Origin of the sequence: Ruegeria conchae, assembly GCF_000192475.1 — a bacterium.
Taxonomy (GTDB): Bacteria; Pseudomonadota; Alphaproteobacteria; order Rhodobacterales; family Rhodobacteraceae; genus Ruegeria; species Ruegeria conchae.
In genome coordinates, this window is sequence record NZ_AEYW01000006.1 from 70209 (window position 1) to 82789 (window position 12581).

At 52.9% G+C, this 12581-nt stretch carries 12 protein-coding genes and 1 tRNA gene; 9 read left to right on the top strand and 4 right to left on the bottom strand.

What is annotated here, in order from left to right; genetic code table 11:
• The first annotated feature begins 51 nt into the window (after positions 1-51).
• A complete protein-coding gene (locus G7G_RS0104775) occupies positions 52-1050 on the top strand; it encodes a glycosyltransferase family 2 protein (RefSeq protein WP_010439000.1) in 999 nt (332 codons plus the stop codon).
• Positions 1051-1344: 294 nt separating this feature from the next.
• On the opposite strand, the gene G7G_RS0104780 is transcribed toward G7G_RS0104775, so the two are convergent.
• Positions 1345-1968, bottom strand: coding sequence for a hypothetical protein (locus G7G_RS0104780; RefSeq protein ID WP_029621729.1), 624 nt, complete (start codon positions 1966-1968; stop codon positions 1345-1347).
• A 323-nt stretch (positions 1969-2291) separates the two neighbouring features.
• Between G7G_RS0104780 and G7G_RS0104790 the strand changes: the two genes are divergently transcribed.
• The 3 genes from G7G_RS0104790 (at position 2292) to G7G_RS0104800 (ending at position 5075) form a co-directional block, all read left to right on the top strand.
• Positions 2292-2477 carry a hypothetical protein gene (locus G7G_RS0104790; protein ID WP_010439007.1) on the top strand — a complete coding sequence of 62 codons (186 nt, stop codon included), beginning with the start codon at positions 2292-2294 and terminating at the stop codon, positions 2475-2477.
• Positions 2478-2846: 369 nt separating this feature from the next.
• Entirely contained in the window at positions 2847-3350 is a 504-nt protein-coding gene (locus G7G_RS22740) for an Hsp20/alpha crystallin family protein (RefSeq protein WP_010439008.1), read from the top strand.
• Between the two features lie 150 nt (positions 3351-3500).
• Positions 3501-5075, top strand: coding sequence for a trypsin-like peptidase domain-containing protein (locus tag G7G_RS0104800; RefSeq protein WP_010439010.1), 1575 nt, complete (start codon positions 3501-3503; stop codon positions 5073-5075).
• A gap of 9 nt (positions 5076-5084) precedes the next feature.
• Here the strand turns inward: G7G_RS0104800 and G7G_RS0104805 are convergent, their stop codons facing one another.
• Complete coding sequence (locus G7G_RS0104805) at positions 5085-6701, bottom strand: MFS transporter (RefSeq protein ID WP_010439012.1); 1617 nt, start codon at positions 6699-6701, stop codon at positions 5085-5087.
• A gap of 48 nt (positions 6702-6749) precedes the next feature.
• The gene (locus tag G7G_RS0104810) at positions 6750-7970 is read right to left on the bottom strand and encodes an APC family permease (protein ID WP_010439014.1); all 1221 of its coding nucleotides are present in this window, start codon (positions 7968-7970) and stop codon (positions 6750-6752) included.
• Between the two features lie 264 nt (positions 7971-8234).
• Here G7G_RS0104810 and G7G_RS0104815 point away from each other — a divergent pair, with 264 nt between their 5' ends.
• The 3 genes from G7G_RS0104815 (at position 8235) to G7G_RS0104825 (ending at position 9756) form a co-directional block, all read left to right on the top strand.
• On the top strand, positions 8235-8705 hold the full coding sequence (locus tag G7G_RS0104815; protein ID WP_010439017.1) for a c-type cytochrome: 471 nt from the start codon (positions 8235-8237) through the stop codon (positions 8703-8705).
• 133 nt (positions 8706-8838) lie between these two features.
• The gene (locus tag G7G_RS0104820; RefSeq protein ID WP_010439020.1) at positions 8839-9288 is read left to right on the top strand and encodes a phasin family protein; all 450 of its coding nucleotides are present in this window, start codon (positions 8839-8841) and stop codon (positions 9286-9288) included.
• Positions 9289-9348: 60 nt separating this feature from the next.
• On the top strand, positions 9349-9756 hold the full coding sequence (locus tag G7G_RS0104825; RefSeq protein WP_010439022.1) for a universal stress protein: 408 nt from the start codon (positions 9349-9351) through the stop codon (positions 9754-9756).
• Positions 9757-10042: 286 nt separating this feature from the next.
• Here the strand turns inward: G7G_RS0104825 and G7G_RS0104830 are convergent.
• Positions 10043-10116 (bottom strand) — tRNA-Cys (locus tag G7G_RS0104830).
• Between the two features lie 225 nt (positions 10117-10341).
• On the opposite strand from G7G_RS0104830, the gene G7G_RS0104835 reads away from it, so the two are divergent.
• Both G7G_RS0104835 and G7G_RS0104840 read left to right on the top strand, forming a co-directional pair.
• Complete coding sequence (locus G7G_RS0104835; protein WP_010439025.1) at positions 10342-10995, top strand: protein-L-isoaspartate O-methyltransferase family protein; 654 nt, start codon at positions 10342-10344, stop codon at positions 10993-10995.
• Positions 10996-11091: 96 nt separating this feature from the next.
• Positions 11092-12510 (top strand): TolC family outer membrane protein, encoded by a 1419-nt coding sequence (locus tag G7G_RS0104840; RefSeq protein ID WP_010439027.1) that lies wholly within the window; start codon positions 11092-11094, stop codon positions 12508-12510.
• Positions 12511-12581 lie beyond the last annotated feature (71 nt).

The window sequence follows — 12581 nt, forward strand, 5'->3', positions numbered from 1 at the left end:
AGAAGGACCTACAGAAGATGGCGCCACTTTGGTTCAACCGCAGGACTTGCAATGACTGACAGGATCGTTGTCTACACGACAATGAAGAACGAAGGCCCGTTCATGATTGATTGGGTGTCCTACTACCTGTCACTCGGCATCGACCATTTCCTCATTTACACCAACGATTGTGATGACGGCACCGATCTGATTGCAGAACGGCTCGGGGATCTGGGCATTGCAACCCATGTTGATAATTGGGTCAAGCCAAAGCAAAGCCCGCAGAACACGATGCTCAGGCGAGTTCGTTCACATCCGAGGTTTCTTGATGCGGACTGGACCTTTTCGCTGGACGTTGATGAATATCTGAACATCCGCCTTCCTGATCCCTCCATGCACAAGTTGCTGGAAAAGTTACAGGAAACCGCAGGAGAGCCTTTTGATGTTGCCTCTTTTGCCTGGAAACTATTCGGATGCGGAGGCATTGAAGATTTCAGCGATATTCCAGTGGCTGAGCAGTTCTTTCTTTGCGATACCGAGCAGGGCTATTATTCGGGCGTTGCGGGCGGGCTGAAGAGTATAACGCGCAACAACGGGTTATTCACCCGATATGGTCCGCATCGCCCCAAAGGGGTTGCGCCTGAGCGCATGTCCGAGATCAGATGGGTTGATGGTGGGGGGCAACTTCTTGACCCCGAAGCTGTAACCTGGCGCGCCACATCCAACTACCGCCATGATTTTGCGCGTATCCATCACTATGTGACGCGTTCAATTGGGTCGTTCATGGTTAAACGGGATCGGGGTAAAACCAATCATATTCACGATGATCAGGCCGAATCCTATTGGAACAATATGAACGCGAATTTGGTTGAGGACCGGTCGATCTTGCCGCTTTGGGAAAAGGCTGCGGTAGAGCGGGAACGTTTGATGTCCGATGACCAACTGGCGTCCTTGCATGCCGCCGCGTGCTCCTGGCACGCGCAGAAAATTGTCGAGCTAAATCAAAGACCGGATTGGGTGGAATTCCGAGAGTTTTTGCACCGGTACAAGACCATGGGCCCCGGTCGCTGACGCATCTCAGGGCCGTAAGAAGTCTTCGACGGGGCACCATACAAAGACGCTGAGGCACAGCTTATTGGCAGGGCTGCCGGCGGCGTTAGCGCTCTTGGGTTCTATCAATCAGGGATGCAATACGGCACCGAACAGCGAGAGTGTTCCAACAAATGGGAGACGAGCGCAATCCTAACAGAAAAATGTTTCAAGTGGTCCGATATCAGCCCGTTTCCGAAGGAGCCGCCGTTGGAAGTTGCGCAGGGTTGAGTGGCCGGCCGAGTGATATCGCGAGTAGTTGCTTCTTCTAACAGTTCACTGCACGACAAACGACACCGTAACCCTCGTCCGCCTTTTATCCTCGTCCTGTATGGAGAGTCGCATTGTGTGCCGCCCAACCGGCAGTTCAGCCGAACGTGCGAGCAGGCGCGAACCTTCGACTGAGGCGTGCTTCATTATTCGTTTGGTCACATTGACCCATGCTGGACCCATACGATAGTCGATCCGAATTGACGACAAATCAACTGCCGTATCTCCTCTCGGGCTAATGTCTACGTCAATATTAACAGGCGACTGGACAATATCCTTTTTGGGCGAATTGAAATTTACGAATGGGCCATCGGATTGAGTAACGGTCAATCCTCGGTCTAGAGACTCAGTAACTTTAGGTTGATTGTCGAGTTCTGCCATTTCGGCTGGAGTAAGCAGGGAGAACGCTTCTTGCTCGCTATTTCGCGGAAGAAGAATCCATACGGAAAAGGCCAACACAAACAGTATTGCACCAATCAACAACCATCTCGCACGCACTACCCACACATACATCACCTTAAGCAAACCAGAATGAAACGAGACTATCACACAACGAGACAATATCTCAATTTGCGGGACTTGGTCTGAAATCGAGTCACCCAATTGTAGAGGTAAATGGGCATTGCGCATGGAATCACACGGCAAGTCTTGTGGCGGGATAAAAGCTCAAATCGGGCTACATTTCCCCTATGTAACCCCAAAGAACAAGCATTTGTATCGCTCGGTCTGGGGAGGTCGTGTAAGCTATTGAATTCTTTTGGAGGCGAGTACCAATTTCGAACCTGCGTAAAGGAACTCTATTTCTTAATAAATCACAATTTTTTGTGAGATGTTGGCGTTACGTGGGTTTGTGAATGTTGCGGGATTGTTGGTTGAAATTGTTCATTGGCTTGTCTTCGCGGTCGATATCGGTTGTCGCATGATGGTGCAACACGAGGGGAAGCGGCACAGGCTTGCCTAAGTCCGCTGATTGGGATGCGGGCCGGTTGATCAGTCAGATATTAGAGTTGGATGTGGAGGTAACTCACCGACCACGAGGCAAGGAGATGGCGCACTGGCTGATGAAGGTGCCGGGAATTGGGCCGCACGTTGCCACTGCACTGGTCGCCCTCTCGATCCCGAACTGGATTCTTCACTAACATCTTAAATCACTGATCCTCGTCATGATCGGCTACATGTCCGCCAGCTAATCCATCATCTTCAAGGGCGTGGGGTTTGAGACGATCTGGCCGGAGTTCCTATGGATGGCGCTACCGGGCGCAGTCCTTCTGGCGTCAAGCCTGACGTTTTTCAGACGCTCGGTGGCGCAATAGAGTCAGATTAGTTTGCCCCTTGGCCTGGACGTATGACCGGTAATACGCCTTGTTTCATTCAGAATGCCGATACGGCCGTGATGTCTTTTGACGCGATACCGAGGATGCTTGGTTGCGCAAGATCAAGGTAATTAGATGCATTTTTTGCGATAATGCTGCCTCACCCCAATCGCACCAAAGGAGGAGGATCAGAAAATGCTTGAAGACAAAAAAAACCCGCAACTGTTTGCTGGAACACATCCGCTATCTGATAATTTTCGACGCGAAATGGAATCCATGATGTCGCGCTTTTTCGGGGGCGCAGCGCCATTCCTGCCACTGGAAACAGCCGCGCAACGCACGGGCTTTCCGTCGTTGGACATGACGGGTGCGATTTCGCCGGCGATTGACATCCACGAGACGGATGCGGCGATCATTCTCACCGCTGAATTGCCGGGCTTCGAAGAAGACGATGTCGAAGTCGAAATCAAGGACCGCAGATTGACCCTACGAGGCCAGAAGAAGGTCACGCATGATGACACGGGCGATCTGCGCTTTAGTGAGAGAAGCTATGGCAGTTTTACCCGGACAATGACGCTGCCTGATGCAGTCGATATCGAGGAGATTTCTGCTGCGTTCGACAAAGGGGTCCTGCACGTCACGATGCCGAAAACCGAACCTCAGGATCCCAGCCGAAAGATTAAGGTCTCATCGAAATAGGCGCGATGGAGGCACACGCGCAACCATCATGGTCCGGGCAGCATGCGCGGACCCTTGGTGTTCTTAAAACGAGCACATTATTGCCCACCATAGCGGTTTCACTGCTGGGCATGATAATGTGTCAATAGCGCTGGAGAACAGAGATGGACGATGCGGACGCCTGACAAAAGCGATGTGGAAAGTGAAACGGGCGATGTCCGTGCATTTCTGGAGAGCTTGACGGGGCCGTCCCGCGGAACCGTTACCTGGCTTGTCGGCAACGCTTTGGCTGCTTCGGTGGGTCCTGATCGTATCCTGAAGTTCAGGCGGAAAGAGGACTTGCCCCCGCATGATGAAGACGTGGCGACCATTCAGTGGTCGCAAGGCGGTTACGCGTTAAACGCGTTGCCTGGCCGGGATATTTGGGTCAATGGTCAAAAAACTGCTTCGGCAGTTCTTGGGCATGGCGACATGATTGAGTTCGGTGAAGAGGGGCCCATGTCGCGCTACAGGGTGTGTGACCACTCATTCCCTGCACATCACACGGTCGAAGACATAATAAGTGACGCGTATGTGTATACGCGCTCCAGCCGACGACCCTTCGCCAGAAAAATGTCCGGTGCGCTGCGCGAAGGCGGGCGTCGGCTGACATCACAAACCACGGTTTTGTTCAGGGTTGCCGTTATCGGTGTGCTTCTTCTGATCTTTGCCTTTGGCTATTTGCTTTTTCAGAACGACCGGAAACTGGCGGACAGCCTTAAACAGGAATCTCTCAAGATCGAGGCGGTTGCCGTGATGCTCGCGCAGACACGAGAAGATGCATTGACGGCGGATGATCTGGTCGCGCTCAGAGAGGCGTTTGACCACCAGGTAATTTCCACCGAGCAACGCCTTGGGACATTGGAAGACCGTGCAGGTGCGTCCAGGCGGGTAGTCACGGCCTCGACGCGATCCATTGCCTTTATCCAAGGGGCCTACGGATTGCGACAAACCGAAAGCGGAAAATTGCTGCGGCATGTGCTTGGCCCGGACGGGGAGAAACTAAAAACTCCATTCGGGAAACCATGGATTGAGCCTGATGCGGTCGGCGCGCCGGCAGAGTTTCAGTTTACCGGAACCGGGTTTCTGTTGCAGGGCACCCCCCTGCTGGTGACCAACCGTCACGTGGCCTTGCCCTGGACGACCGGGGATCGGGCGCAGGCCCTGAAGGCAGCAGGGCTTGAAGCCGAGATACTTAGTCTGCTGGCTTATCTGCCAGAGCAATCCAAGCCAATGGAAGCGGTATTGCTTAGGGCAAGCAAAACGGCCGATCTGGCGCTTCTGTCTGTTGATGCGAGCCGGGTTCAAGGGCTCGGGCTTCCACTGGCACCTGAATCGCCGCGGGCAGGTGAAGAAGTTTTCCTGCTTGGATTTCCGACTGGCCTCAAGGCTTTAATTGTGCAGGCCGGGCCGGACTTTCTGAAAACGCTTGAGAGCGATGGCACCGTCGATTTCTGGACGATTGCAAAACACCTTTCAGAGCAGAACAAGATCCGGCCTCTGGCCAGCCGGGGGATCGTCGCTCAGACCAGCCCTGGTGCGGTCGTTTATGATGCGGAAACCACAACCGGCGGAAGTGGCGGACCTGCCCTGAACCGAAACGGCGAGGTGGTTGCCATCAATGCCGCGATCTTACCGGAATTTGGCGGCTCGAATATTGGCGTTCCGGTGTCACACCTCAAGACACTTCTCGATGAAAGCGATTGATCGGCATATTCAATCGCGTGTTTGATAAGACGAGTTTTGCACAAGAAAAACCACAGCCAGAGGAACGATAACAGAGATCAAGGCCACGGTAATCAGCAAGTTCCCCAAGTGGCTATAGTCAGCGACGGAGGCAACAGTACCCGTTCTGGGATCGGTAACCGCGCGGGTAACGGTAAAGATCTGGTTCAGGTATTTTGTACCGAGGCTGCTTGCTGACAATGCCATGTTGGTGAACGACGCCATGACTGCGAAAAAGGTAGCTTTCAGATGTGTTGGGGCGTTGCGCGCGATCCAGGCCAACATTGGGACCATCGCGATCTGACCCAGCGGTGACTCGACTGCTGTGTCGAGTATGGCGATAAACCTTGCATCCACGACCCCACCTGTGCGCGCGGCCGTCCATTCATGCACTCCGTAGTACAAGGCAAGGTTTGGCAGGGCCAGCACTCCTGCGGCAATCGTGAGTAACACTACAACCTGCGCAATCGAACGACTTGCCATAAATGGCCTGAGGATAATCAGGCCAAGCAGAGCAAGTAGTGAGGTCAGAAGCGCTAGAATGGCCAGGAACTGTTCGTCAAACCCAAGCTCGTCTATCTCGAACCAGGTCAGGCCCGGTCCTGGCAAGGGAACTGCTCGAAAAACGAAAATGATAGTTGCTGTCCCGATCAGTACTTTGGCCTGTTTCGACTCCAGCTCTCTCAGCAAACGCGACATGAGGTAGAGAATGACCGTGAGCGACACCGCAAAAACGGTCTCTTGCGCGAAGGCAAAATTTGCGGTTCCCAAAACTATGCTGAGAACAACAAACGCAAAGCCACCCAGCAGAATGGGCCACCTGACCTCGGTGGTTTGATCTGGTCTGTGCGGAAGGTGTCCTCGACGAACGAGGCGACGCTGTATCAGAGCGTGAAGAACCACTCCGCTGATCGAAAGCAAGGGGATAACCAGAGCGACAAGATAGACCTGACCGTAGAGAACCAAACGATCGCCTTTCTCCAGATCTTCTGCCCCCGAAAAAATCCAGATGTTAACCGCTGCGACTCCTGCAAACCCGGATATGATCGCGATCCTGCCGAGGGTCTGCATAGTGGTGTGCCGGGCACGAACTTCTTCCGACGCAAAAGCGCGTCCGTCGCGGTCCGATTGCGGCACCGCTTCTACTGTCATGGCGTCAGCAACGACATCCTGAATGGCATAACCTGAAGGAGCCAACATCAAAGCAACGACGTACCAATCCTCTAGTGGCATAATGCCGGCCATATGGTCAGGCGCAGCCACAAGCCTGTACATGATGAGCAATGACGCCGTGATAAGGGTTGCGCCAACGACAATCAGCAGGGATTTCCAGCGCCAGAACAGATCAACTAGATGACCCAGCGGCATTTTTAGAATCCACGGCAACCCGGCCCAGAATGCCAATCCCGCAACAAAAGCGGCGGATAGATTCAGATATTCCTTAAGAAAAAACGCACCGACGACGGATGTTAGTCCCGAAACCCCGGCCGCAAAGTAAACCATCAATGGTGGTAGGTAAGACCATTGCAATTGCTCGATCAGATCAACAAAGGTCTGGTGCCACCAGCCTGAAATCCGCCTTCCAAGTGTTGATCGGTCAGTGTTCATGCGTCAGTCGGACCCCGTTCTGGTGACCCTGTGCTGTCGGTTTTCCTCTCAGAGAAATCCGGCACCAAAAAGCAGGGCGCTGGTCAGCACCCCAAGGATTGGTACAACAAGAGGTACGCGGAAATGTTCCCGAGTTGACCCAGGCCGGGACTTCATCAATATCAGCGAGATGTTGACCAAAACAAACACTCCCAAAACGATCTGGGATGTGCGCTCTGCCAGTATGCCGATTGGCAGAGTTTGCGTCAGCAGAAGGATTATCGCAACAACCAACAGTGTTGCGACGACCGGTGTTTGGGTTACCTGCGGGACAGTTGCCAGTATTTTCGGCAGATGGTCCCGGTCGGCAAGGCCATAGATCACTCGCGACGCCATGATCATCTGGATCAGGACGCCGTTGACTGTCGCAACAACCGCGACTGCGGCGAACCCCTGTTTAATCACTTCGGGTGCGTTCGAAAAAACCAGGGTAAGCGGGGCTGCCGAAGCTGACAAGGCATCGATAGGAACAACAAGCAGAACCGTCATTGAGGTCACCAGATAAAGACCCGTCGCCAGAACGAGTGTCAAAAGGATGGCCTTTGGAATTGTGTGGGTTGGGTCTTTTACCTCTTCGGCGACGTTTGCCATGTCCTCAAACCCGACAAAGGCAAAAAAGGCCAGCAGAGATGCCGCCATAATACCGCGCCAGGTATCGAGCTCGAGTCCCGGCACCATCTCACTAATTTCATAGCCTTGCGCTTCCTGTACGGACATGCCCCAGCCAATCACAAAAAGAAGCCCCGCAATCTCGATGACCGTGATCACGGCTGCCACAAATACCGATTGTGTAATGCCCCAGAGTGCAATCAGACCCATGACCGACACAACGCCGATCGTAAGCAACGCGGTGCCAAGCCCCGTCAGGGTGTGAAGGTATGAGGCCGCCCCGATCGCAACAGCGGAGGCTGAAATAATCCCAGACGCAGCAACGGCAAGACCGATTAGAACCGCCATCCAGCCCCTTTGAAATCCCGCTTCAATGTATGCCGCTTCTCCCGCGCTTACGGGAAAGCGTGTCGCGAGTTCGGCGTATGACAAAGCCGTCAGCGAAACGACGAGAGCAGCAACAAGAAACGAAATTGCAGCATAAGGGCCCGCGGCCTCGGCGGTAGCGCCGACCAGCACATAAATTCCCGCACCGACGGTAACACCGAGTCCATATAGTGTAAGCAACGGGGTGGTAAGAGAACGCCGGAGTTTAGGTGCCGGTGGATCAACTGTATGCATTCACCTCACTCCTTGATGGACAATTGCCTGGGCACCGAAGCAGTGCCGCGAACAAGCGCCCCAATCATAAATCAAGGGCTCGTCACCACTCATGCCGAGCTTCCGCTGAAACATTCATACTTTGATATGTAATGCTTCATTTGGCATTGATCTATATCATTAGGCGCTAAGACCCGATCAGCGAGGCGGATTCGACTGCTACGACCGTCCTTTCGTGAAGGTTTTTCTCAGTTGGTACTCAAAGGCTGAATATGAGCGAGATCAATGAAACATTCATTCGATATCGCGTATTTTGAACTCGAAATGCTGAACTTGTCGGAGGAACAGATGCTAGTTTGTCGTACACTTCTTTTGTCAATTTTTACTGCAAGCGCTGCACTGGCGCAGGACATAGACCTTCAAAATGGGCACGATCTCTACAGAACTTATTGTTGGCAATGCCATGGTTTCGAGGCCACAGGAGATGGTCCAATGGCGGAGATGCTGGCAATAAGAACACCTGATCTGACGAGGCTCGCGGCCCAAAACGAAGGTGTTTTTCCGATTGAGGCGGTGGCGCGCCAAATTGATGGTCGCGCGCCATTGCTCGCGCATGGCGGAGAAATGCCCATTTTTGGACCAGCTTTGGATTCGGATCAAAAAGTTGCGCTGACGATGCCTGACGGCCAGCCGATGTTCGCAGGTGTTCCGTTGGCAAATGTAATTTATTATCTGGAGTCTATTCAAATCGAGTAGGATGGTACAAATGCCGCCATTAGATTGTAGAGCACCTCTGCTTAAGTTTGGTGACACTGGTTGATCTACATTAAGGTTATTTTTTGCGAGATCTGGTAACATTCAGCATTTGGAAGATGAGGAGGAATCTCCAATGCCTGAAGAGAAGCCAAAATCATGTTACTCCAACCCACTTGTCGATGTTTTCAAGCAGATGCAGCCGACTACCACGGCCAATCCGTTTTTAGGCGCTCAGCTTGAGCAATTCTGGGACACGCAGAAAAAATCACTTAAAGAGGCAGAGGCCTTTGCTCAACATTGGTTTGAGAGGCGTCACGAGGCTGTTCGAACCGCGCTGGAAGCTGCGCGTTCGGCGTCTGCCGCAGACCCGACTGATCCGGCGAAAGCACTGCAAACCATAGCAGAGTGGCAGAAGCATTCAGCCGAACGCCTTGTAGCTGACGCACAGGAATGGTTCGAAACAGTTGCCCGATGTGCAGCATATGCAGCGGAAACCGAAGCCGAAGCAGTAGAAAAGACGATAGATGATGTTGCAAGCACAGCAAAGAAAGCGGGTAAGTCTTCGAAATCAGAACCGGTTTAGTGTGCCGTATCACTGCGGAGGCCAGATAGATCGTAGCTGGAGCAATGGAAGGTAGCTAATATGTACAATAACATTCTGGTACCAGTCGCGCTGGACAAAGATCATGATACACAGGCCTCATTTGAAGCTGCTCGTTTGCTGGCGAATGCAAATGCGGAATTCACAGTGCTCCATGTGCAGGAACCGATCCCTGCATATGTGGCATCCCAGATACCCGAGGAAGTTCTGGCAAACACTCGAAAAGAGCTTCAGGAAGGCTTACATCGGGATGCTGCAGAGCTACCGGGCGCGAAACCGCGGCTTACCTCGGGGAGCGCTGGCCGAGCGATCGTTGATTTCGCAAATGAAAACGACATCGATTGCATAGTGCTGGCCTCACACAAGCCGGGAATCGAGAACATATTTATTGGGTCGACTGCGAACCGGGTCGTTCACCACGCTAATTGTTCTGTCCACGTGATCCGCTGAACTGGTTTCTGGTAAGTGCCGCACGTCGATTTAGCGTCGTGGATGAGTCGACTATCCAGACCCGAGTTATTTTCGATCATCACACGCAGCAAGACCATGTGGAAACGGAAAGCGTTGATAGGCTCAATGAGTGAGTCCGAGTGAATGGGTTCGCCGGGTGAAACTGATGACGTTTTGACGCTTCTAAGTGAGGCCAAGGAGAGCAAAGCGTGAACGGAATTGTAAAATGGATTGTAAAACGCGCTTCGGCAGAAATTGCCAATGCTTCTAACTCATTGAAAAGTAGTGGAGGCGAGTACCGGAATCGAACCGGTGTACACGGATTTGCAATCCGCTGCGTCACCACTCCGCCAACTCGCCTTTTCAAGCAATATCAAATACTTGCTGTGGTGTGGTCGGCGTTCTAACAGCTTTCTGAGTGAACGTCCAGAGCTTTAAGTGCGATTGTTTCTGCTCTTGTACGAAATTCCGAAGCGCTCTGATATGATCATTTTGCCGCGCCCGAATTTGCCGTCTGAGCCGTTGCTGCTGGCAGGCGGATGTGGCACAAGCCAATAAGCAGAATGACAAGGATTGAGCGATCAAATGACAGATTTCGCAGCCCGGCGTCTTACGATGGTTGATACTCAAGTCAGGCCCTCGGATGTGACAAAATTCCCGATCATTGATGCGATGCTGTCAGTGGCACGTGAAAATTTCGTGCCGGATTCGCAGCGCGAGGCAGCCTATGTCGGCGATCTGATTGAATTGGGAGGCGGGCGTTGCCTGCTGGAGCCCAGAACTTTGGCCAAGATGTTGGATGCAGTGAATATTTCCAACGATGAAGTGGTTTTGGATATTGCACCTGGATTGGGCTATTCGACTGCGATTGTGGCGCGAATGGCTGAGTTAGTCGTGGCTGTGGAATCCGAAGACTATTTGGCGGCAGAAGCGCAGACACTTCTGATGGAAGCCGATGCAGATAATGCAATTGTTCACACAGGCCCTCTCGAAATGGGTGCCGTTGAGCATGGCCCTTATGATGTAATCTTGGTTCAGGGCGGTGTTGAGCAGTTGCCCGCCACGCTGCTGGATCAGCTCAAGGATGGTGGACGGATCGTCTGCCTGTTCATGGAGGGCAGTCTTGGGACTGTGCGGGTAGGTATTAAGGCTGCAGGCCGGATTTCGTGGCGCTATGCGTTTAATGCCAGCGCTCCGGTTTTGCCCGCGTTTTGCGCTGAGTGTGCATTTTCGCTATAGTTGGCAATAGAAGTATTTTTGATGCCTTGATTACTTGAAAACACCGGCGCAAACTGCTCCGGTGGTTGCGTAATTTCGATTTGAGAGGATTTGGTAATGCGCGGGACGACGACAGGAAAGCTGCTCAAAGGTCTCACTTTGGCTGCTGGTATTGCGTTTAGTGCAATACCCGGACGGTCAGTTTGGGCTGACAATCTGACAGATGCGTTTATCGGTGCGTATAATACCAGCGGTCTGCTCGAACAGAACCGTGCATTGCTGCGGGCAGCGGATGAAGACGTCGCAATTGCGCTGTCTGCATTACGTCCCATCATCAACTGGACGGTGCGTGTTAGCCGCGACTACACGCGGACCAATACAAGCAGCCTAATCAACACGACCGAACCCTCCAGTTTTTTCTCGGGCCTTACGCTTAGCCAGTTGATCTATGACGGTGGCGCTTCGGTTCTGGGCAAGCAATCGGCGCAGGAAACCGTTCTTTCCACGCGTCAGTCTTTGATCGATATCGAACAGCAAATCCTAATTCGTGCAGCGAATGCTTATTTAGGTGTTTTACTGCAGGAAGAAACTGTCGCGATCCGCCAAAACAACGTGGAAGTGTCAGCCGAGGAACTCCGTGCCTCGCAAGACCGTTTCGAGGTTGGTGAAGTGACACGTACAGACGTTGCGCTGTCCGAGGCACAGTTGGCCAGTTCGCAAGCGGACTTGGCCGTTGCCCGTGGTAACCTGAGCATTGCTCAGGCTGAATACGTGAATGCAGTTGGCAAAACGCCAGGAAGGACGGCTGGCCAGCCGAGGTTGCCAAATCTGCCGCGTTCGGAATCCGATGCTGTCAATCTGGCACAGCGTAACCACCCGGCTATACTTTCGGCGCAGCATCAGGTTCGCGCGCTGGATCTGATCGTGCAGCAACAGCGAGCCAATCTTGGACCGAATGTCAGCTTGAATGCTGATGCAGGTATTACCGAGAGCTATGACAACGATGACTATATCAACGATGCAACGATCTCGTTGAATTTCAATCAGCCGATCTATGCTGGCGGTGGTCTGGCGGCTGCAGTGCGTCGGGCGATGGCAACGCGTGACGCGTCTCGCGCGAATTTGCTGAATGTACAGAAAAACATCACGCAAGGAGTTGCGGATCGCTATGCGGCATTTCAGGCCGCTACGGCCAGCTTGCGGGCTTCGACCGAGCGTGTTCGCGCCTCGCAAGTTGCCTTTGACGGTATCCGCGAAGAAGCGACGCTAGGTGCGCGTACAACTTTGGATGTTCTGAACGCTCAGCAGGATTTGTTGGACGCACAGTTGGCTGAAGTTGCGTCTCGGACTGAGCGGTCTCGTGCTGCGTATGAGTTGCTGCAGGCGCAGGGTTTGTTGACGGCAGAACGTTTGGGGCTGGCGGTGCAGATTTATGACCCGACCTTGTATTACAACCTCGTCAAAAAGGCGCCATCGCAGGTTAGCAAGCAAAGCCGCGATTTGGATCGGGTGCTCAAGGCATTGCGCCGGGATTAAACAGTATCGCTACCTGTTGTGGCGATGGTTTTGATTGGCTACAATCGAACCAAGGTTAGAGCGGTAGAAAA